This is a genomic window from Cupriavidus pauculus (assembly GCF_002858765.1).
Lineage (GTDB): Bacteria > Pseudomonadota > Gammaproteobacteria > Burkholderiales > Burkholderiaceae > Cupriavidus > Cupriavidus pauculus_B.
This window is the reverse complement of record NZ_PJRP01000016.1, coordinates 15,528-35,954: the sequence shown is the minus strand read 5'-3', so window position 1 is coordinate 35,954 and position 20,427 is coordinate 15,528. Positions and strand designations below refer to the sequence as shown.

Here is a 20,427-nt window from a genome sequence, read left to right as displayed (position 1 = left end):
CCTCGCGTACCCGTTCAAGCGGGGCTCTGGTCAGGCCGGCCCCTCGCTCTGATTCTTATCATTGGCCGCCATTATCGGCAGGCTGCAGGATTTCTTTAGTCTTTTCTGCTGGCGCGCCGATCCGGCGGCTTCCGTCCCCGCCAGCGCCACCCACGCCGCCCACGCCAGCAGCCACGTGCCGAAGCCGATGGCACCGACGATCAACCCGATGCCCGCCACGCGCTGGTCACCCAGCAGGTAGTTGGCACACAGCCGCGTTTGCGCGTCGACGAACAGCATGCCAAAAGTCAGGCCCATCCAGACCATGTTGCCGCCAAAAAACAACACAAGCGGCCACGGCGCGATGCGCAGGGCCGTGACACCGGCCAGCCCCGCCACGCAGACCGACACATCGCGCACCACCCCCAACTGCCAGGACATGCGAGACAGGTCGATGGCGATCGGCAGCATCCAGACGCCGGCCGCCACCGACGCCACCACCAGCAGCGCCAAGGCATAGGGCCGGAGCCACGCCAGCGCGCGGGCGCGGCGGCGCGGCGCCAGCAATCTGGGCGCGAGGCAGCCCGCCGCGAACAGGCACGGCAGCAGGCCCGGCATCAACATGGCCATCGACGATTCCAGCCAGCCGCGCAGCGGCGGCAGCGCAGGCAGCAGGCACAGCAAACAGGCCAGGCGGGTCAGCGTAGAAAGGGGGGCACGCGCCCTCGGGCGCCAACGCGTCATGGCCGGCTCCCCCGCTCATGGGCCAGCGCGAACGCATAGGCCTGGCGGAAATCGTCCAGGGCAAAGACAGCCAGCACCTGCCCGCGCGCATCGACGACATGGAGCCCGCCGTTGTGCTCGAAGCCGCCCAGGCGGTCGGGGATGGCGATCACGTCGGCCTGGCGCAGCAGCCGATCCATGTCCGCCGCTGACACGGCCGCCGCCACCAGCCAGCGCGGGGCACGGGCGCGGTAGGTGTTGGCGTAGCCCTGCAGATCGCCGGCGGTGTCGCGCGGATCAAAGGACAGCGACACCAGGCCGATCTGCCCTGCCATGCCGTCGGCGTCCAGTTGAAGGGAAAGCTGCGCGAACTCCGCGCCCAGCGCCCGGCACACCGTCGGACAGCGCGTGTAGATGAAATCGACGATGTAGACGCCGGGCGTGCCACCGGCACGTGCATCGCCCGATCCGCTGGCCGGCCCGGCAAACAGCCGCAGCCGCTGGCCGTCCTGGCCTCGCACGTCGATGGCGGGCAGGCGCAGCGTGTGCTGGGCGATGCGAACCTCGCGGCGCTGGTCCAGCGTCCAGGCGGCAAAGCCGTAGGTCATCCCGTGGATCGCCGCCGCGCCCAGCGCCAGCGCTACGGCCAGTACCAGCCACGGCAGCAGCCGTGGGCCGCCGCTAGCCGCCCGGCGTGCCAAGTGCGGCGTCGCCATCGAACGGGGCTTTCATCGCGGCGGTGTCGGCCCGGGCCGCCGCCACGGTTTCCGCGCTGACCGCCGGGGCGCTGTTGCCCCACTGGCTGCGCACGTGGGTCAGCACGGCGGCGATTTCCGCGTCGTTGAGCTGGTCGGCAAACGCCGGCATGGCGCCGTTGTAGGCCGTGCCCTTGACCGTCAGCTTGCCGGTCACGCCGCGCAGCACGATCTGCGCCATCGTGGCGTCCTTGCCGGCCACCCATTCGGAACCGGCCAGCGGCGGGAATACGCCCGGCAAACCCTGTCCGGTGGCCTGATGGCAGGCCACGCAGCGGCTCTGGTAGACGGCGGCGCCATCCACCGCACTGCCTGCGCCCTTTGGCTTGCCTTGCAGGTCGGCCACCGTGCGACGGTCGCCCAGGGCGGATGGCTGGTCGATCGGCGCCGTGGCGATATACCACGCGCCCCATGCCACCAGCACCGCCACCATCGCCAGCACATAGCGCGGAATCGGCATGCGGTTCTCGTGCGGGTCCTCGAACTCGCGGGCGCGGGCGGCGGTGGCCTGCAGGTCTTCGCGCGCCTTGTCTTGGGGCATGTCCGGAAATTCGGCAGGATCGGTCCTGTCGTTCATGTCGCTCATGTCTGTCTCCGGGTGTGCTACGGCTTGCCCGCGCTGTCGGGCGCCGGCAGCACGGCCCCGGTGCGGTTCAGCGACTGCAGGTAGGCCACCAGGTCGAGCGCGGCGCCCGTGGGCACCACCACCTTGCCGATCGGGGCATAGCCCGGCGGCAGCGGCACGGCCTTTTCGCCGGGCTCCGGCGCGTCCTTGACATCGAACAGGTACGGGTAGCTTGGCATGATGCTGCCGCTGACATAGGCGCGCGGCTGGTAAAGGTGGCCCAGATGCCAGTCCGCGCTGGGCTGCCGCACGCCGATATTCATCAGGTCGGGGCCGGTGCGCATGGTGCCCAGCAGATGGGGCTTGTCGTAGTAGTAGTCGCCGGCCACGGCCGCCCGGCCCCACCCGCGTTTGGCATCGGGGGCGAAGCTGCTGTCGCGCGGCTGCTGCGAATGGCAGTAGATGCAGCCGTTGGCGATATAGACTTCGCGGCCGCGCAGCTGCGACGCGGTGTAGGGCTTCACGCCTTCGGTCGGCTTGACGTCGTGAAGCTGCAGGTACGGCACCACCACCAGTGCGCTGGTCGCCAGCGCCAGCATCGTCATGCCGCCCGCCAACAGGACGCTTTCGTTGTTCACGGTTCAGACTCCCTGTGCCGGCTTGCGGCCCTGATGGAACAGCGCCGGGCGGTCGCGGTTGGGCCCCAGGCCCACGATCACGCAGACGAAATTGGCCACGAAGCACAGATGGCTGGTCAGCATCATCATGCCGCCGAGCGACCGGGCCTTGAGGTACGGCACGGTCAGCGTCACCGAATCCATGAACGGCCGCGCGGCATCGAGCATGGCCAGGCCCTGCAGCCAGCCGCCAATGGTCAGGCTCACGAAGTAGACGCCGATGCCACCCACGGCCAGCCAGAAGTGGAAGTAGATCAGCCAGCGGTACGGCCATTCCCGCCCCGTGATGCGCGGCACGATGAAATAGATGGCGCCAAAGAACGCGAAGCTGACGAACCCGTAGAGCCCCAGGTGGGCATGCGCCACCGTGTAGTGCGTGAAGTGCGCCACGCGGTTGACGGCCCGCAGCGCCTCGAACGACCCCTGGATCGAGCTGAGCGTGTACATCATCCCGCCGAAGGTCACAAAGCGCAGCGTCGGCGAATCGATGAGCCGCCGGAAGTTGCCGCGCAGCGTCTGATGCTGGTTGATCGAGAACGCGATCACCGGGATCAGCATCATCATGCTCTGCACGACGGACAGCGTGATCAGCCAGCCCGGCACCGGGCCGCCCACCAGGTGATGGCCGCCCACCTGGCCATAGAAGAACGCCAGCGCCCAGAAACCCAGCAGCGACAACCCGTACGAGCGCACCGGCTGGCCAATGACCTTGGGCAGGAAGTAGTAGATCGATGCCAGCGCCAGCGGCGTGTAAAACAGGCCCAGCACGTTATGGCCGAACCACCAGTTCATGGTGGCCTGTTCCACGCCGAAGTGCAGGCCCGGAAAGTTGGCCACCAGGAACAGCACCGGGAACCAGAACAGCGCGCAGCCCATGTACCAGACCGACACGTACAGGTGATCCACCTTGCGGTGCACCAGCGTCAGGATCAGCGGAAAACCCACGAACGCGCCGCCGATCACGAACAGGATGTCCACCTGCCACGGAATCTCCAGCCATTCCAGCCCATCGGAAATGCCGGCCCCGATGCTGCCGATGCCGGCAATCAGCCCGGCATTCCACAGCGCGGCGCCCAGCACCGCCCAGCGCGCGCCCACCAGTTCGGTCTTGAGCAGCCGCGGCAGCAGGAACAAGGCGATGCCCAGCCCGGCCATCGGCGCCCAGCCATAGGCCACCGCGTTCAGGTGGATCGTGCGGATGCGGCCGAAAGACAGCCAGGGGATCGACGCCAGCAGATCAGGCTCGTGCAGCTTGATCGATGCCGTCAGCCCGGCGGCCGAAGCCACCACCAGCCAGACCATGGCGCAGCACAGGAACAGGAAGACGACGGGTGCCGATGATCGGTCGGCCGCCTCGCGCGACGGATCGGCCAGGCCGGGCTGCGCGGCGGCCGGGTCTTCGGGGTGACCGGTTTCGGCATCGCCGAAGATCACCCGCGCGGCGGCTGGCGAGGTATCGAAAAGGCCCTTCTGCATGCACCAGATAAACGCCCCAAGGGCGAAAACGGATAGCAGAAACGCCGACAACAGGATGGCTACGGTGTTCATGGCAGGCTCGCGAACGAGGCGGACATCGGGGGCGGAACAGCATCGGAACAACTTCAAACGCGGACGGCATCGGGCCTGAGCGGGCACCGAACGTGCGTTTTGCTGCGCAGCGTACGACCGAAGCCCGCACGCGGCACATAGCCACTTTTCCGGAATTTCGGGTGACCACCTACAAAGTTGCATTTCAAATACAACTTAAATAAAATCGTTGCAATCATCCTTAGGTCCAACTGTCAGCCGGCGCGGCGGTTCCTAGAATTCACTGCATTGACGACACAAGCGGATACCAGTCGGTCCCGAAAAGACGCCCCAATCCCATGAATGTGCATTTGACCCTTGAAGGCCGTCACGGCCTGGCCGGCCAGATCTATCGCCAGCTGCGCGCCGGCGTGCTCGAAGGCCGGCTGGCGCCGGGCGAGCGGCTGCCCTCCACACGCGAGCTGGCCACCCGGCTGGGCGTGTCGCGCAAGACCACGCTCGACGTGTTCGAGCGCCTGATCGCCGAGGGCTACCTGCGTACGCGCACCGGCGACGGCACCTTCGTGGCCGATGAGATGACGCGGCTCGCGCCGGCCCCGGCCGCGACACAGATGCCGGCGCTGCAGCCGTCCAATCCGGTCTGGGACCAGCTACCCGAAGCGTCCGCGCCCGTCCGCACCGCCCCCCCGCCGGCCTACGACTTCGCCAGCGGCGCCACCGACAAGACGCTGTTTCCGTTCGACCAATGGCGCCGCTGCATCCATCACGCGCTGCGCGTGCAGGCGCGCGGCCGCAGCCCGTATCACGACCCGGCCGGCGAACAGGACCTGCGGCTGGCCATCTCGCGCTATCTGGCGGTCAGCCGCGCGGTGGTTGGCAACTGGCAGGACGTGGTGGTGACGCAGGGCGCCCAGCAGGCCATCAACCTGCTGGGGCGGGCGGCGCTGCGCCCGGGCGACGTGGTGGCCATGGAAGATCCCGGCTATCCCCGCGCCCGCGCCATCTTCGCGGCGCTGGGTGCGCGGGTGGTCTCGGTGCCGGTCGACGCCGACGGGCTGATCGTCGATGCGCTGCCCGACCATGTGCGGGCGGTCTATGTCACGCCGGCGCACCAGTTTCCGCTGGGCATGCCGATGACGCTGGAGCGGCGCCTGGCGCTGCTCGACTGGGCACAGCGCCATGGCGCGCTGGTGATCGAGGACGACTACGACGGCGAATTCCGCTTTGAAGGCCGCCCGATGGAATCGCTCAAGGGGCTCGATAACGCGGACGTGGTGGCCTATGTGGGCACGTTCTCGAAGACGATTTTCCCGGAACTGCGGGTCGGCTATGTGATTCCGCCCCGCCCGCTGGCCGGCGCCCTGTGCAAGGCCAAGCAGGTGGTGGACTGGCACAGCTGCACGATGACGCAGACGGCGCTGGCCAAGTTCATGCACGACGGGTACTTCGGCAAGCATCTGCGCCGCATGCACAAGGAATACGCGGCCCGGCGCGCGGCGCTGCTCGATGGCCTGCAGCGCCACCTGGCGGGCCGCCTCACGCCGCTGCCCTCGGCGGCTGGACTGCACGTGGCGGCCTGGCTGGCCCATGGCGAAGGCCAGCACGCCGCCCTTCATGAACGCGACTTTGTCGCCCGCGCGGCCCAGGCGGGCGTAGGCGTCTCCGGCCTCTCGGACATGTATGGGGCGCGCCCCGCACGTCCCGGCATCGTTCTGGGCTATGGCGGCATGGGCGTGGACGGCATCCAGGCCGGCATCGCACGCCTGGCCGCCGCGCTCTGACGGTTCCGCTGGCCGGGCCCCGACGCCTCGCTGGCCGCCCAGCTTACCGACCGCCCCTCGCCCCGTTTTCCCGTCCCTCGCCGCCCCGGCGCCGGACGGGAACGGCGATCTCCGTAGCCACCGCCCCCGCCCATGGCGGTTTGTTCGCCACCCCGCAGACCCCATCCCGCGATTGCGCGAAACTTGTCGGCGCCAGGCTTGACCTGCGCGTTCAGGCTTGATATTCGCGGCGACTTGCCGTTATCTGTGGTCGACTACCGCCATTGCGTCTTTCTGCTTGATGCACACCCATTACGACAACCTCAAGGTTTCACGCGACGCACCGACCGAAGTGATTCGGGCCGCCTACAAGTCCTTGAGCCAGAAATATCATCCCGACCGGCACGCCGACAGCGAGGAAGCCAATCGCATCATGCGACTGCTGAACGCCGCCTATGAAGTGCTGCGTGACCCCGAACGGCGGGCCGAGCACGACCAGTGGATCGTCGCCGAGGAAAAGCGCGAGACCGACCGGATGCAGCGGCAGGCGCAGGCCCAGCGGGCGGCGGCGGCCCAGGCCCAGCGCCAGGCCGCGCAACGCCAGCAGGCCGCGCGCCAGGCGGCTTCCCGACCGGCGCAGCAGGCACGTGCCGCCGAGCCGGAACCTACCGATGCGCCGCCTTTCCGTTCGCGCAAGGCCCGTCCGGACCGCCAGGAGCGCACCCGGCGCGCCGCCCGCGAGCGCGCCGCCGACGGCCCCGCAGTGCCCCTGCCGACGTACGGATCGATCGCACTCTACGCAGCCATCGGCGCCATCATCATCATCATGCTGGGCGACTGGTCCGGCACCGGCGACGTTTCGGCCGGCAGCGCCGAAGCGCGGCCGGCCCCAGCCAGCGCCGCGCAGGCGCTGGCCAGGTCGGTGTCACCGGGCGTACAGCTGGTCGCCCGCGAGCGCGGCTACACCCGGCCGCCGATGACACCGCGCGGCATGCCCTGGCCCGATCATTCGGGGTATCTGCCCGGCTATCCGGTACTCAACGGGAATGGGTTGTCGACGCTGACGGTCGACAATTCGGGAAGCGCGTCCGACGTGCTGCTGAAACTGGTAGCCGTCGACGGCAATGCGCCGCTGCCCGTGCGCACCAGCTTCGTGCGCAGCGGATCGTCGTTCACGATGGAGAATATTTCGCCTGGCGCCTACGACCTGCGCTACCAGAGCCTCGATTCCGGCGAGATCTTCCGCTCCGAGCGCTTCGATCTATCGGAAATCCGCGAGGCGGCCGGCACCAGTGCCAATCGCAATGTCTTCAAGCTGTCCGCGGTGCCGGGCGGCATGTCGCGCTCGGTGACGATCTCCGAACGCGAATTTCCCTGAGCCAGGGCCGGAAGCGCCGGCTCAGGGAAACGACCGGGAAAGCTCGGGAAAGACCTCAGTAGGCCTTGGGCTGCGGCTGGCTGTTCGGCGCCACGTATGGCTTCGGCTTGGGTGCCGGTGCCGGCACATTGCCGTACAGCTTCTGCCAGCGCGACTTCAGGCCGTCCGCGATTTCCTTCTGGTTGTACTGCTCGGCAAAGTCGATCACCGTCATGCCCTGCTGGTTCTTCAGACGCATGTCCGCGCCCTCGTCCAGCAACAGCTTGACCGTCTCGATGTGCCCTCCGCGCGCCGCCATCATCAACGGCGTGGTGCCGTTCGGGCTTTCGGCATCCAGATAGGCGGCATGGTCCGCCAGGTACTTGACCACGTCGTTGTGCCCGTTCGTCGCGGCATAGTGCAGCGGCGCCCAGCCCTTCTTGTTGACCTCGGCCTCCTCGCCGTCGACCATCAGCTTGATCATGTCGAGGTCGCCATTGAGCGCCGCCATCATCAGCGCGTTCTCGCCGGCCGGGTTGGTCTTGTCGAAATCGATGTTCTTGGCCTTGATCAGGGCCGTGGCCGCCTTCTTCGACTTTTCGCGCAGCGCCACCACCAGCATCGGGTTGCCGCGGTTGTCCACCAGATTGGGGTCCACGCCCTTGGCCAGCAGCTTCTGCACGGTGTTGCCGTCGTCGAATTCCACGGCCTTGCGCATGTCGTCGGCCGGTGCAGCCTGCACCAGCGCGCAGCCCGACATCGCGGTCAGGCCCACCAGGGCCATCGTCGATGCCATACGTCGAATCTTGATATCAAGCATGAGCATTCCTGTCTATGTGCTTGAAAAGACGGAAGAAGTTTTCCGTCGTCTGCTCCGCTACCGCCTCCACGGGCACATCGCGCAGCTTGGCAATGAACTCGCCCACATGGCGTACCCAGGCCGGCTCGTTGGTCTTGCCACGATACGGCACCGGCGCCAGGTACGGCGAATCGGTCTCGATCAGCATGCGGTCCAGCGGCACCTTCTTCGCGGTTTCCTGCAGGTCGGCCGCGCTCTTGAACGTGACGATGCCCGAGAACGAGATATGGAAGCCCTCGTCGAGCGCCTGCTTGGCAATGTCCCAGGTCTCGGTAAAGCAGTGCATGACACCGCCGGCCTCGCGCGCATTTTCTTCGCGCATCAACCGGATCGTGTCGTCGGCCGACGCGCGCGTATGGATGATCAGCGGCTTGCCGGTCTGGCGGGCGGCGCGGATATGGGTGCGGAAACGCTCCCGCTGCCATTCCATGTCGTCGACGCTGCGGCCATTGAGCCGGTAGTAGTCCAGGCCGGTCTCGCCGGTGCCCACCACGCGCGGATGGGCGGACAGCGTCACCAGGCGCTCCAGCGTCGGCTCCTCGGCGTCTTCCTCGTAGTCGGGATGCACGCCCACCGACGCGTAGAGGTTGGGATGCTGTTCGGCCAGCGCCAGCACGCGCGGAAAGTCCTCCAGCGTCACGGCAATGCACAGCGCATGCGTGACCTGGTTGGTCTTCATGTTTTCCAGCAGTTGGGGCAGTCGCTGCGCCAGCTCCGGAAAATCGATATGGCAATGGGAATCGACAAACATGGTGCGTACTCCGCGCTCAGCCGAGGCGGCGGCCCAGGATCACGAGATCGCGCTCGATGCCATCGAGCACGGCCACGCGCGGCAGGTCGCCCCAGCGGGAGAAGCCATGGCGCTCGAACAGGGCCAGGCTCGGAGCGTTATGGCCGAAGATAAAGCCCAGCAGCGTGTCGACGCCCACCCGGGGCGCGTGCGCAATGGCTTCGTCAAGCAGGAAGCGGCCCAGGCCCTGGCCACGGAAGTCCTCGTGCAGGTAGATCGAGACTTCGGCGGTGGCGCCGTACGCGGGACGACCGTAGAAGTCCGAGAAACTGACCCACCCGGCCATGCGGCCATCGGCGGCCTCGCACACCCACAGCGGGCGGCGCTCGGGCTGGTGCGCCGCGAACCACGCCTCGCGCGACGCCACGGAGACCGGCTCCGTATCGGCCGTCACCATGCGCGACGGCACCGTGCTGTTGTAGATCTCGACGATACCAGCCAGGTCGTCACGCGTCGCCAGACGCACCTTGAAACCGCTATGACTCATAAAAACAAATACTTGCGAAGTTTCCCTCGCATTCCACTTGAAGTTACAGGGTCTGCGTGGGCCGTCCGGATTCGATGGTCTTGCCCAGCAGTTCTTCCACCGCACGCTTGAGCATGCGGCCATTGTCGTCGTCCGGCAGGTGCACGCCCACGCCAGGGGTCTTCATCGGGGTACCGGCCGGGGTGATCCAGGCCACGGTGCCCTGCACCTGGTATTTCTGCGGCCGGTCCAGCAAGGAAAGCACCAGGAAGACCTGCTCGCCCAACCGGAAAGGCCGGTTCGACGGCACGAAGATCCCGCCGCGCGCCAGGAACGGCATATAGGCGGCGTAGAGCCCGGCCTGATCCTTGATCGACAGCGACAGCACATTCGGCCGCTGCGGCGCGCCGCCCGTGGCGGGCCCCGCCGGATTGACGGGCGCGGCCGCTGCGGCTGGCCGCGGCGGTATCGTGACTGGTGCATTCATGGTTGACCCCTGCTGTGCTTTGCCCGCTTGTGCGGGCTATGAAATATAGAAACTGCGTGGCTCGATTTTTACCACGTGTGCCCATCGATGCCTATGCTTTTGGCGTCGTCTGGGCCCTTTTGTCGCTTTCAGCGGAACAATTGCCGGTAATCGAGGAAAACGGACTCCATGACCAGTCGCGCCGCCAGAGGATGGTTCTCGCTGCGCCGATGATTGACCAGCCGGGCCGCAAACCCCTGCAGTCGATGGGCGTCGGTGGCGCCCGCGCAACGTCCCAGCGCGGCCTGCTCCTTCGGGAAATAACGCACGGCACCCGTGCCCAGGCACAGCGTCAGCAGGTCGTAGGTCCAGCGCTGCAGTACGCCCAGCACGGCCGGCACCGGCAGCTTCTGCAGTTGCTCGGCCGCCGCCAGCGGATCGAACGCGGCGCCCGCGCCCAACTGACCCACCAGCAAACGCTGCAGCGGCTGCTCTTCGGCCTCGGCGGCATGCAGCGCGGTCAGCGGCGCACCGCCCGACAGCGCCAGCTGGGCCTCGACATCGGCCACGCCCTGGCTGCGCAGCCATTCCAGCGCGGCCGCATGGGTCGGGCGCGCCACCGAAAACTGGCGGCAGCGCGACAGGATCGTCGGCAGCACGCGGTCGATCCGATCGGTCACCAGCAGGAACACGGTGGACGCCGGCGGCTCTTCCAGCGTCTTGAGCAGCGCGTTGGCGCCCTCGGTCTGCAGTGCATCGAGCGGGTAGACCACCACCACGCGCAGGCCCGCGCGATGGGTGCCCACGCCCACGGCCTCGATCAACCCCCGCACCTGTTCCATGCGGATGATCTTGCTGGGTGCCTTCTTCTTGCTGCCGCCGCCGCTGCCTTCGCCGTCGCCATCGGCATCGCCCGTGCCGGCTTCCAGCGCCTCTGGGCGCACCACGGTGAAATCGGGGTGGTTGCCCTGGCTGAACCAGTGGCACGCGCCGCAGGTATTGCAGGGCTGACCATCGGCCAGGGGGGATTCGCACAGCAGGCCCTGGGCGAAATGCAGCGCCAGGTCGCGCTTGCCGATGCCTTGCTGCCCGTGCAGCAGCAGCGCGTGCGGCAGCCGGTCGCGTAGCGCGGCCAGCCGTTGCCAGTCTTCTCGTTGCCAGGGATAAAGCATGTCAGATCAATCAGTTGGCGCGATCGTCTCATGTATTGTCCGAGCCTTGCCCGTCGACATCATGGCGCGCTTATATATCCAATAAATCAGAAGCTTGAAAGAATTTCCTCAAGCGTCACGCGAATGTCTTCGATCGAGCGGGTGGCGTCGATCACGCGGAACCGCCCCGGTGCTTCGGCGGCCCGGCGCAGGTATTCGGCGCGGGTCCGCTCGAAGAACGCGCGCGATTCCGCCTCGAACTTGTCGGGCTCCCGGGCATTGGCCAGGCGCTGGGCCGCCGTCTCCAGCGGCACGTCGAACAGCAGCGTCAGGTCGGGCTGCAGATCGCCCTGCACCCACTGTTCCAGCACTTCGAGCCGCTCGCGCGGCAGGCCACGGCCGCCGCCCTGATAGGCAAAGGTCGCATCGGTAAAGCGGTCGGAGATGACCCAGTCGCCGCGTGCCAGCGCCGGCTCGATGACCTCGGCAATGTGCTCGCGGCGTGCCGCGAACATCAGCAGCGCCTCGGTCTCCAGGCCCATCTTGCGGTGCAGCAGCAGGCCGCGCAGGTCTTCGCCCAGCGGCGTGCCGCCCGGTTCACGGGTGGTCACAACGGTTGCGCGTTCGCGCAGGCGCGCGGCTACCCATTCGATATGGGTGCTCTTGCCGGCGCCGTCGATGCCTTCAAAGGTGATGAATCTGCCGCGCATGAGTTCAGGGCTTTCCGCGCTGGTACTTGTCGACCGCGCGATTGTGTTCGGGGAGTGAGCTGGAAAAATGGCTGCTGCCGTCGCCTCGGGCCACGAAGTACAGCGCATCGGACGGCGCCGGCGTGGTGGCCGCCGCCAGCGAGGCCAGGCCTGGCAGCGCGATCGGGGTCGGCGGCAGGCCGGTCCGGGTGTACGTATTGTACGGGGTGTCGGTCAGCAGATCCTTCTTGCGCAGGTTGCCGTCGAACGTCGGGCCGATGCCGTAGATCACGGTCGGATCGGTCTGCAGCATCATGTTCTTGCGCAGCCGGTTCACGAACACGGCGGCAATCAGGGGCCGCTCGGCTGCCTGGCCCGTTTCCTTCTCGACGATCGACGCCATGACCAGGGCCTCGTACGGCGTCTTGTACGGCAGGTCGGGCGAGCGCGCGTTCCAGGCGTCGGTCAGGCGCTTCTGCATGGCCCGATAGGCGTGCCTGTAGAGTTCGACGTCGCTGCTGCCGCGTGCGAACAGGTAGGTATCGGGAAAGAACATGCCTTCCGGCGACGCCTCGGCGGCACCGATGGCCTTCATCAGGTCGGCATCGGACAGGTTCTGCGTGTCGTGCTTCAGCGCCGGATTGGCGTCCACCGCCGCGCGCATCTTGCGGAATTCCCAGCCCTCGATCACGGTAACCACATAGTGCGTGACCTCGCCCTTGGCGAGCTTTTCGATCACATCGAGCGGCGTCACGCCGGTCTCGAACTGGTAGCCGCCAGCCTTGAGTTCGGTGGCGTGGCCGGTGACGCGGGCCAGCAGCTGGAACAGGCGCGGGTCCATGCCCACGCCGCCGCGCTGGATCTGGCGGCCCACGCTGGCCACGCCGGAATTCGGCTTGATGATGACTTCGACGGGCGATGCGGACAGGCTCAGCGGTTGGCGAGCCCACCAGGCAAAGCCGCCGGCGGCGGCCATGGCAAAGACCAGCAATACCCCGACCAGGCGCAGGAACAGACGTTTCATGGAGTAAGAATAAGCACCGGCCGCCATGCCCCCGCCGGCGGGTCGGGATCATTGGAGCGGCCGGTCGGAATGGCGACAGGCCCATATAATACCGGGAGCCTTGTGGCCAATGTGTCACCGAGCGTTACTTGGTGGCACGCAATGGCCCGCAGTGTCGATCGCGTGCCGCCGAACACGCCTGCGTCGCCGTACGTTGTGTTCTGCACTTGCGCCCCCAATTCACCCGTTCATTCGATTTTCAGGACCGTCCGCATGTCCGCCACTGAATTCCCGTCCCTCGCCGACAGCTTCGCCGCCCTGCCCGCCGCCGGTATCGTGACCGCGCCCGCCGGCCTGGGCCTGATCCGCGTGGCCGGCGACGACGCCGCTGCCTTCCTGCACACCCAGCTGACCAATGCCGTGGAAGACCTGACCGCCGACGCCGCGCGGCTGGGCGGCTACTGCTCGCCCAAGGGCCGGCTGATGGCCAGCTTCCTGATGTGGCGCGACGCCGAAGGTATCGTGCTGCAGCTGTCGGCCGATATCCAGCCGACCATCCAGAAGCGCCTGAGCATGTTCGTGCTGCGCGCCAAGGCCAAACTGTCTGACCTGTCCGCCACGCACCGCGTGCTGGGCGTGGCTGGCGCCAGCGCCGAAAGCGCCCTGCGCCAGGCCGGGCTGCCCGCGCCGCAGGGCCCGCTGGCCGTGGCCCACGCCGATGGCGTGACGGTGATCCGGCTGGCCGATGCCGAAGGCGAGGCGCGCTGGCAGATCGTGGCCGCCGCAGACCGCGCCGATGCGCTGCAGCAGGCGCTGGGCGCCACGCTGGCGGCGGCCGACCCGGCGTTCTGGGACTGGCTCGATGTCGGCGCGGGCATCCCGCGCATCACCGCCGCCACGCAAGAGCAGTTCGTGCCGCAGATGATCAACTTCGAGCTGGTGGGCGGCGTCAATTTCCGCAAGGGCTGCTATCCCGGCCAGGAAGTGGTGGCGCGCAGCCAGTATCGCGGCACGCTCAAGCGCCGCATGTGGCGCGTGCAGGGCGAAGGCGCCGCGCCGGCCGCCGCCACCGAGATCTTCCGCCCGGAAGACCCCGGGCAGCCGTGCGGCATGATCGTCAACGCCGCCGTGTCGCCGCTGGGCGGCTGGAGCGCCTTGGCCGAACTGAAGATCGACGCCGCCGCCGGTGCGCTGCACCTGGGCGCCGCCAATGGATCGGCACTGGTCACGCGTGCGCTGCCGTACGAAGTGCCGCTGCCGAACGAGGCCGAAGCGGCCGGCTGAACGCCACGGGAACTCTGCCATGAGCGATCATCTCTACGTCTACTTCAAGGTACCCGATGCGCACGCCGCCGACGCGCTGCCGCACTGGCACCGCTGGATGGAAACGGTGGCCGAGGCAACCGGGATTGGTGGTACGCTGATGCGCAGGCCCGAGACCCGCGCGGGCCTGCAAACGTGGATGGAGTGTTACGCCGATGTGCCGCCCGCGTTCGATGCCACGCTCGACGGGCTGTGGCGGCAGAGCGGGCTGACCCAGTGGATCAGCGGCGAGCGGATGGCCGAGCGGTTCATCGATCTGGACGTGCTCTGACCGCGCAACGCATGCGTAGCACGCAGTAGAAAGGAAGCCCCCCATGTGTCTGATACTGGTGGCCTGGCAATCGCACCCGGACTATGCCCTGGTGGTAGCTGGCAACCGCGACGAATTCTATGCCCGCCCCGCGGCGGCCGCGCACTGGTGGCACGATGCCCACGAAGTGCTGGGTGGCCGCGACCTGGCGGAGGTGATTGGCGATGCCGGTACGTGGATGGGCGTTGCCAACGCCGAATCGCCCGAATGGCCCGACGATTCGCGCGCCCGCTTTGCGGCGCTGACCAATTACCGCGCCCCTTCCGAAAAACGTACCGATGCCCGCTCGCGCGGCGAACTGGTGTCGCATTTCCTGCGCGGCAACCAGACAGCCGACGAGTATCTGCACGACCTGGCCCGCGCGCCCGGCGCGTACAACGGCTTCAACCTGCTGGCCAGCGACCTGCATGATCTGTGGTGGTACAGCAACCGGTCCAAGTCGCGCCAGCCGCAGAAGCTCAAGCCGGGGCTGTATGGCCTGTCCAACGCGCTGCTCGATACGCCCTGGCCCAAGGTGCGCAGCCGCGTGGGTGCCATGTGCGAGGTGCTGGCCGCCGATCGCGGCCACTTTGGATCGGACGCCGAGCCCTACCTGCAGCTGCTGGCCGATGAAAAGCAGGCGCCCGACTGGGAACTGCCGAGTACCGGCGTGGCACCGGAATGGGAAAAGCTGCTGTCGTCGGCGTTTATCCGTTCGCCCAGCTATGGCACGCGCGCCAGCACCGTGCTGCGCGTGCGGCACGATGGCCGTTTCGATTTTGTCGAACGCAGCTTCGACGCGGATGGCCAGACCGGCGAGGTGTCGTACCAGGGCCGCCTGAAGGTGGCACGCGATACCGGGACCGTTCAAGCCCCGCGATAATCATCGCAGCCGGGCCGCCCTGGCCCGGTTCTACGCCGACGCCGCGTCGGCCAGCAGCACCAGATCCGCCAGCGCCTTGCCGCCCGCCGAGATATGCGTACGCATGGCCTCGGCCGCGGCGTCGGCCTGGCCACTCAGAATGGCCTCGACCACGTGGCCGTGCTCGCGATACGACGTGGCCACGCGCGCCTCGTTGATCAGGTCCTTGCGCTGCCAGTAAATCGCCAGACGGCGCCGCAACTGGACGATCTGCTCCGACAAAAACGGGTTGGCCGCCGCCTGGTACAACACCTCGTGGAAGGCGCGGTTCGCCTCGGCGTACGCCGCCGCATCGCGTGCCCGCGCCGGGACACCGGCGGCCTCGTGCGAATCGACCAGCGCCTTGCGCCCTTCGGCCGATATGCGCCGGGTAGCCAGCCGCGCCACCACCCCCTCCATTTCCGCCAGCGTCTCGAACATCGCCACCAGCTCTGCCGCACTGGGCTTGTGGACGAACATGCCGGCGCGCGGCGCGATCGACACCAGCCCCTGGGCGGCCAGCATCAGCAGCGCCTCGCGCACCGGGGTGCGCGAGCTGTCGAACTGCTCGGCCAGCATCTTCTCGTCGATCTGCGCCCCGGGCCGCAGCGCTCCCGCCTGAATGGCGGCGATCACGCTTTCCCGAATCCGATCTTGTAGCGATTGCATGGGTATACCCTCTGGCTGCCTTATAAAAATATCTGTAGCCTTTTTTGATATATCAAATCGGCTTGGAGATATAACGGAATGGATGATACCTCACCCTCCCTGACCATCGAAGACCGCGTCGCCACGATAACGCTGCGCCGCCCAAAAGTGGCCAACCGGCTCAGCCCGGCCGACCTGATCGCCCTGCGCGACCATGTGGCCGCCGTCAATGCCATGCCCGACGTGCTGGTGCTGCGCTTCGTGGCCGAGGGCAAGTACTTCTGCAGCGGCTATGACATCGGCTCGCTGGGCGGCAAGGCCGAGGAAGGCGCGGCCAATTTCGGCGACGTGATCGACGTGATCGAGGCGGCGCGGCCTGTCACGATTGCCGCCATCCAGGGCGGCGTCTACGGCGGCGCCACCGACCTGTGCCTGGCGTGCGATTTCCGCGTCGGCGTGCCGGGCTGCGACATGTTCATGCCGGCCGCCCGGCTGGGCCTGCATTTCTATCGCGGCGGCATGGAACGCTACGTATCGCGCCTGGGCCTGAACGCCGCCAAGCGGCTGTTCCTGACCGCCGACCGCATCGAAGCCGACGAGATGCTGCGCATCGGCTTTCTGACCGAAGTGGTGCCCGCCGACGCGCTGGCCACGCGCGTGGCGGCGCTGAGCACCCAGTTGGCCGGCATGGCACCGATCGCACTGATCGGCATGAAGCGCCACCTCAACGACATTGCCTGCGGCCGGCTCGATGCCGACGCGCTGCAACACGACATACACCGCTCCGAATCCTCGGAAGACCTGCGCGAGGGCGCGGCGGCATGGAAGGAGAAACGAACCCCTGCGTTCCGCGGCCGATAGCCAGCCTGGCATCGCCGCGTCCATTCACTCAAGTGGCGAAACAGCTACGGAGGAGACATCATCATGACAACCACCCTGACCCATCGCGCCGCGCTCGCCCTCTTCGGCACGCTGTTCGCGGCGCTGCCCGTTGCCGCCTCGGCGCAGGCGGCCTACCCCAACAAGCCGATCCGGCTCGTGATCGGCTTTCCGGCCGGCGGCGGCGCGGACAACACGGCGCGGCTCTATGGCGATGCGCTGAGCCGCGAGCTTGGACAACCGGTGGTGGTCGACAACCGGCCCGGCGCCGGCACGACAATCGCCGCCGAATACGTCGCCAAGTCGGCGCCCGACGGCTACACGCTCTATATCGCCACGGCCAGCCTGATGGGCGGCGACAAGGTGCTGTACAAGAACATCCGCTACGAGCCATCCGATTTCGCGCCGATCACCAAGCTGTCGGCCGCCCCGCTGATCCTGGCCGTCAACAAGGACAGCGGCATCAAGAACGTGCAGGACCTGATCGCCCAGGCCAAGGCGCATCCGGGCGCCATCAACTATTCGTCGTCGGGCAATGGCGTGATCACGCACCTGGCCGGCGTCTACTTCACCAAGCTGGCCGGCGTGCGCATGACGCACGTGCCATACAAAGGCGGCGCGCCGTCGGCCCAGGCCGTGGCCGCCGGCGACGTGCAGCTGACCTTTGGCACGGCGCCGTCGGTCAAGCCGATGATCGACACCCACAAGGTGGTGCCGATCGCCGTCACGTCGGCCCAGCGCTCCAACGCCAACCCGCAGTTGCCGACCATCGCCGAAAGCGGGGTCAAGGGCTACGACCTGTCGGCCTGGTACGGGCTGTTCGCCCCCGCGAAGACGCCGCCCGAGATCATCGACAAGCTGTTCGCGGCCACCGCCCGGGTCATGGCCGACCCCGAACTGCGCAAGCGGTTCCTGGCGCAGGGCGACGAGGTGTCGGTGTCGGCATCGGTGGCCGAATTCCGAGATTTCGCGGCCCGCGAAGGCAAGATCGGCGTCGACCTGGCGCAGTCGAGCGGCGCGAAGATCGACTGATGCCGACCCGCACATCGCACATGAAGGAGGACAACATGACCCCGCCAAACGGCCCCCTGCACGGCATCACGGTCGTCGACCTGACACGCGTGCTGGCTGGCCCCTACTGCACGATGATGCTGGCCGACCTGGGCGCCCGCGTCATCAAGATCGAGAATCCCGGCCGGGGCGACGATTCGCGCCAGGTGGGGCCGTTTGTCGACGGCGAGTCGGCCTACTTTGCGTCGGTGAACCGCAACAAGTCGTCGATCGCGCTCGATCTCAAGGACGCGTCGGACCGCGCGGTACTGGAACGGATGCTGGAAGGCGCCGACGTGCTGGTGGAGAACTTCCGCGCCGGCGTGATGGACAAGCTTGGCTACACCTGGGAGATGCTGCGCGCCCGCTATCCGCGCCTGGTCTATGCGTCGATCTCCGGTTTCGGCCAGACCGGCCCCTACCGCAACCGGCCCGCCTACGACATGGTGGTGCAGGCCATGGGCGGCCTGATGAGCGTGACCGGCGAGCCCGATGGCAATCCGGCGCGCGTGGGGGTGTCGATTGGCGATATCGGCGCGGGACTGTATGCCACCATCGGCATCCAGGCCGCGCTGCTGCGGCGCGCCGGCACCGGGCTGGGCGAGCGGGTCGACATCTCGATGCTCGATTGCCAGGTGGCGCTGCTGGAAAACCCCATCGCGCGTTTTTCGGCCACCGGCAACGTGCCGAAGCCGCTCGGCACGCGGCACCCGTCGATTACGCCGTTCGACATGTTTGCCACGCAGGACGGCTTTGTCGTCATCGCCGTGGGCAACGACGCCCTCTTTGAACGGCTCTGCGGGGCGCTGGGGCGGCCGGAATGGGCCGACGATCCACGGTTCGCGTCGGTCCCGGCCCGCAACGAGCACCATGCGGACCTGAAGCAATGCCTGGAGGCACGCCTGCGCGACGCGCCGACTGCCGAATGGGAAGCCATCCTGGAGGCCGCCGGCGTGCCGCATGGCCCGCTGAACGGCGTGCCGCAGATCATGGACAACGCCCACGTCGAGGCCCGGCAGATGCTGCTCGATGTTGGCATCGGCGCCGACAAGTCGCTACGTGTGGCGGGCAATCCGATCAAGATGGGCGACGCCTGGCAGACCGGCGCGGTACGACCGGCGCCCCGGCTCGACCAGGACCGCGAGGCCCTGCTGGGCGAATTCGGCGCGTAGCTGAAGACCGGGAGCCGGCCGGATTTCAGCCGATGCGCTTGCGCATCTCGATGTGGGGAATGCCGGCTTCCTCGAATTCCGCCCCCACCTGCTCGAAACCCACGCGCGCGTAGAACGGCGCCGCGTGGGTCTGGGCGTTGAGGATCAGCTCCGGGTAGCCCAGTTCGGCGGCCTTGGCCATCAGTGCATCGAGCACCTTCGCGCCCACGCCCGTGCCGCGCGCCACCTTCAGCACCGCCATGCGGCCAATATGGCCATCCGGCAGCAGCCGGCCCGTGGCCACCGGCGTGCCGTCCTGGGCAAACGCCAGCGCGTGCCAGCTTGGCGCGTCCATGTCGTCCCACTCCAGTTCCACCGGCACGCCCTGCTCCTCTACAAACACGCTGTAGCGGATGGCGCGCGCACGTTCGCGGGCTTCATCCCAGGCGCAGACCAGTACGGAATCGGTGATGACGGACATGATGTTCGAGGGCGGAAAGTCTGAGAAAGGCGCAATGATACGCCGCCGGGCAGGTGATGGCGGTCAAGGCGGCGCAGCGGAGCCGTGCGATTATCGGCCACTGCCCGCACCGTCCTAGGGATTTCCCCCCTGCCATCGCTGTGTGAAATTTGTATGATGACCTGACTACCCGATGACGTGACGACGATGTTCCAGAAGATTCCAGCCCGTGCGCTGACCGACAGCGTGGCCGAACAGCTACTCGAAAAGATCGAAGGCGGTGTGTTTCCGCGTGGCGCCAAGCTGCCCACCGAAGCCGTGCTGTCCGAGGAATTCGGCGTCAGCCGCACCGTGATCCGCGAGGCCATTGCGCGGCTCAAGTACGAAGGGCTGGTGGAATCGCGCCAGGGCAGCGGCGTATTCGTCACAGAGCAGGCCGGCATCCGGCCGCTGCGCATCGACTACACCGACGTCGGCACGCTGGAATCGGTGCTGCAGATCGTGGAACTGCGACGTTCCATCGAAGCCGAGGTGGCCGCGCAGGCGGCCCGCCGCCGCACCGACGCGGCCATGGCCAGCATCGACGCCGCGCTGGCCCGGCTGGATGCCGAAGTGGCCGGCGGCGGCGACGGGGTGGACGCCGACGTGGGCTTCCACCGCGCCATCGCCGAAGCCACCGGCAACCCCTACTTCCTCAAGACCCTGGCGTTCCTGAGCCAGTACCTGGAAACCGCCACGCGCGTCACGCGTACCAACGAGGCGCGCCGCGAGGACTTCTCGCGCCAGGTGCGCGAGGAACACCAGGCCATCGTCGCCGCCATCCGCGCGGGCGACCCCGATGCCGCGCGCAATGCCGCGCAGAACCACATGTACAACGCGGCGCGCCGCCTGTCGCAATTGGGCGACGACGATGCTGCCGCCGGCGACCTGCCGCAAGGCCCGTCGCATTAATCCGCTTT

23 protein-coding genes are annotated in these 20,427 nt (G+C 67.6%); 9 read left to right on the top strand and 14 right to left on the bottom strand.

Annotated elements, in window-relative coordinates:
• Positions 1 to 30 precede the first annotated feature (30 nt).
• The 5 genes from CYJ10_RS25875 to CYJ10_RS25855 all read right to left on the bottom strand — a co-directional run bounded on the left by CYJ10_RS25875 (position 31) and on the right by CYJ10_RS25855 (position 4,247).
• Entirely contained in the window at positions 31 to 723 is a 693-nt protein-coding gene (locus tag CYJ10_RS25875) for a hypothetical protein (protein WP_180863061.1), read from the bottom strand.
• Positions 720 to 1,418, bottom strand: a complete 699-nt coding sequence (locus tag CYJ10_RS25870) for an SCO family protein (RefSeq protein WP_101684307.1) — start codon at positions 1,416 to 1,418, stop codon at positions 720 to 722. The genes CYJ10_RS25875 and CYJ10_RS25870 overlap by 4 nt, the downstream gene beginning before the upstream one ends.
• Positions 1,384 to 1,998, bottom strand: a complete 615-nt coding sequence (locus CYJ10_RS25865) for a c-type cytochrome (protein ID WP_101684414.1) — start codon at positions 1,996 to 1,998, stop codon at positions 1,384 to 1,386. Before CYJ10_RS25865 ends, CYJ10_RS25870 begins: the two co-directional genes overlap by 35 nt.
• A 62-nt stretch (positions 1,999 to 2,060) precedes the next feature.
• The gene (locus CYJ10_RS25860) at positions 2,061 to 2,660 is read right to left on the bottom strand and encodes a cbb3-type cytochrome c oxidase subunit II (RefSeq protein ID WP_180863060.1); all 600 of its coding nucleotides are present in this window, start codon (positions 2,658 to 2,660) and stop codon (positions 2,061 to 2,063) included.
• 3 nt (positions 2,661 to 2,663) lie between these two features.
• Positions 2,664 to 4,247, bottom strand: coding sequence for a cbb3-type cytochrome c oxidase subunit I (locus CYJ10_RS25855; protein ID WP_101684306.1), 1,584 nt, complete (start codon positions 4,245 to 4,247; stop codon positions 2,664 to 2,666).
• 317 nt (positions 4,248 to 4,564) lie between these two features.
• Here CYJ10_RS25855 and pdxR point away from each other — a divergent pair, with 317 nt between their 5' ends.
• Positions 4,565 to 6,007: a MocR-like pyridoxine biosynthesis transcription factor PdxR gene (gene pdxR, locus CYJ10_RS25850; RefSeq protein WP_101684305.1), complete on the top strand. Its 1,443-nt coding sequence runs from the start codon at positions 4,565 to 4,567 to the stop codon at positions 6,005 to 6,007.
• A 280-nt stretch (positions 6,008 to 6,287) separates the two neighbouring features.
• Entirely contained in the window at positions 6,288 to 7,364 is a 1,077-nt protein-coding gene (locus CYJ10_RS25845; protein ID WP_101684304.1) for a J domain-containing protein, read from the top strand.
• 55 nt (positions 7,365 to 7,419) lie between these two features.
• On the opposite strand, the gene CYJ10_RS25840 is transcribed toward CYJ10_RS25845, so the two are convergent.
• From CYJ10_RS25840 to mltG, 7 genes are all read right to left on the bottom strand, one after another.
• On the bottom strand, positions 7,420 to 8,163 hold the full coding sequence (locus CYJ10_RS25840; protein ID WP_101684303.1) for an ankyrin repeat domain-containing protein: 744 nt from the start codon (positions 8,161 to 8,163) through the stop codon (positions 7,420 to 7,422).
• Positions 8,156 to 8,953, bottom strand: coding sequence for a TatD family hydrolase (locus CYJ10_RS25835; RefSeq protein WP_101684302.1), 798 nt, complete (start codon positions 8,951 to 8,953; stop codon positions 8,156 to 8,158). The genes CYJ10_RS25840 and CYJ10_RS25835 overlap by 8 nt, the downstream gene beginning before the upstream one ends.
• Before the next feature lie 16 nt (positions 8,954 to 8,969).
• Entirely contained in the window at positions 8,970 to 9,479 is a 510-nt protein-coding gene (locus CYJ10_RS25830; protein WP_101684301.1) for a GNAT family N-acetyltransferase, read from the bottom strand.
• Positions 9,480 to 9,522: 43 nt separating this feature from the next.
• A complete protein-coding gene (locus tag CYJ10_RS25825) occupies positions 9,523 to 9,945 on the bottom strand; it encodes a PilZ domain-containing protein (protein WP_101684300.1) in 423 nt (140 codons plus the stop codon).
• Between the two features lie 128 nt (positions 9,946 to 10,073).
• A complete protein-coding gene (locus CYJ10_RS25820; protein WP_101684299.1) occupies positions 10,074 to 11,096 on the bottom strand; it encodes a DNA polymerase III subunit delta' in 1,023 nt (340 codons plus the stop codon).
• Positions 11,097 to 11,182: 86 nt separating this feature from the next.
• Entirely contained in the window at positions 11,183 to 11,785 is a 603-nt protein-coding gene (gene tmk, locus CYJ10_RS25815) for a dTMP kinase (RefSeq protein WP_101684298.1), read from the bottom strand.
• Positions 11,786 to 11,789: 4 nt separating this feature from the next.
• Positions 11,790 to 12,788, bottom strand: coding sequence for an endolytic transglycosylase MltG (mltG, locus tag CYJ10_RS25810; RefSeq protein WP_101684297.1), 999 nt, complete (start codon positions 12,786 to 12,788; stop codon positions 11,790 to 11,792).
• A 252-nt stretch (positions 12,789 to 13,040) separates the two neighbouring features.
• On the opposite strand from mltG, the gene ygfZ reads away from it, so the two are divergent.
• Genes ygfZ through CYJ10_RS25795 form a run of 3 tightly spaced genes read left to right on the top strand, consistent with a single transcriptional unit; the run spans position 13,041 to position 15,262 of the window.
• Positions 13,041 to 14,051 (top strand): CAF17-like 4Fe-4S cluster assembly/insertion protein YgfZ, encoded by a 1,011-nt coding sequence (gene ygfZ / locus CYJ10_RS25805; RefSeq protein WP_101684296.1) that lies wholly within the window; start codon positions 13,041 to 13,043, stop codon positions 14,049 to 14,051.
• A gap of 19 nt (positions 14,052 to 14,070) precedes the next feature.
• Complete coding sequence (locus CYJ10_RS25800) at positions 14,071 to 14,361, top strand: DUF4936 family protein (protein WP_101684295.1); 291 nt, start codon at positions 14,071 to 14,073, stop codon at positions 14,359 to 14,361.
• A 43-nt stretch (positions 14,362 to 14,404) separates the two neighbouring features.
• Positions 14,405 to 15,262: an NRDE family protein gene (locus CYJ10_RS25795; protein WP_101684294.1), complete on the top strand. Its 858-nt coding sequence runs from the start codon at positions 14,405 to 14,407 to the stop codon at positions 15,260 to 15,262.
• A gap of 30 nt (positions 15,263 to 15,292) precedes the next feature.
• Here the strand turns inward: CYJ10_RS25795 and CYJ10_RS25790 are convergent, their stop codons facing one another.
• Complete coding sequence (locus CYJ10_RS25790) at positions 15,293 to 15,949, bottom strand: GntR family transcriptional regulator (RefSeq protein WP_101684293.1); 657 nt, start codon at positions 15,947 to 15,949, stop codon at positions 15,293 to 15,295.
• Positions 15,950 to 16,027: 78 nt separating this feature from the next.
• Here CYJ10_RS25790 and CYJ10_RS25785 point away from each other — a divergent pair, with 78 nt between their 5' ends.
• The 3 genes from CYJ10_RS25785 (at position 16,028) to CYJ10_RS25775 (ending at position 19,029) form a co-directional block, all read left to right on the top strand.
• Entirely contained in the window at positions 16,028 to 16,789 is a 762-nt protein-coding gene (locus CYJ10_RS25785; protein WP_101684292.1) for an enoyl-CoA hydratase/isomerase family protein, read from the top strand.
• Positions 16,790 to 16,852: 63 nt separating this feature from the next.
• Positions 16,853 to 17,839: a Bug family tripartite tricarboxylate transporter substrate binding protein gene (locus CYJ10_RS25780; RefSeq protein ID WP_101684291.1), complete on the top strand. Its 987-nt coding sequence runs from the start codon at positions 16,853 to 16,855 to the stop codon at positions 17,837 to 17,839.
• 35 nt (positions 17,840 to 17,874) lie between these two features.
• Positions 17,875 to 19,029: a CaiB/BaiF CoA transferase family protein gene (locus CYJ10_RS25775; protein ID WP_101684412.1), complete on the top strand. Its 1,155-nt coding sequence runs from the start codon at positions 17,875 to 17,877 to the stop codon at positions 19,027 to 19,029.
• A gap of 25 nt (positions 19,030 to 19,054) precedes the next feature.
• Here CYJ10_RS25775 and CYJ10_RS25770 read toward each other — a convergent pair whose 3' ends face one another.
• A complete protein-coding gene (locus tag CYJ10_RS25770) occupies positions 19,055 to 19,489 on the bottom strand; it encodes a GNAT family N-acetyltransferase (protein ID WP_101684290.1) in 435 nt (144 codons plus the stop codon).
• Between the two features lie 186 nt (positions 19,490 to 19,675).
• Between CYJ10_RS25770 and CYJ10_RS25765 the strand changes: the two genes are divergently transcribed.
• Entirely contained in the window at positions 19,676 to 20,419 is a 744-nt protein-coding gene (locus CYJ10_RS25765) for a FadR/GntR family transcriptional regulator (RefSeq protein WP_101684289.1), read from the top strand.
• Positions 20,420 to 20,427 lie beyond the last annotated feature (8 nt).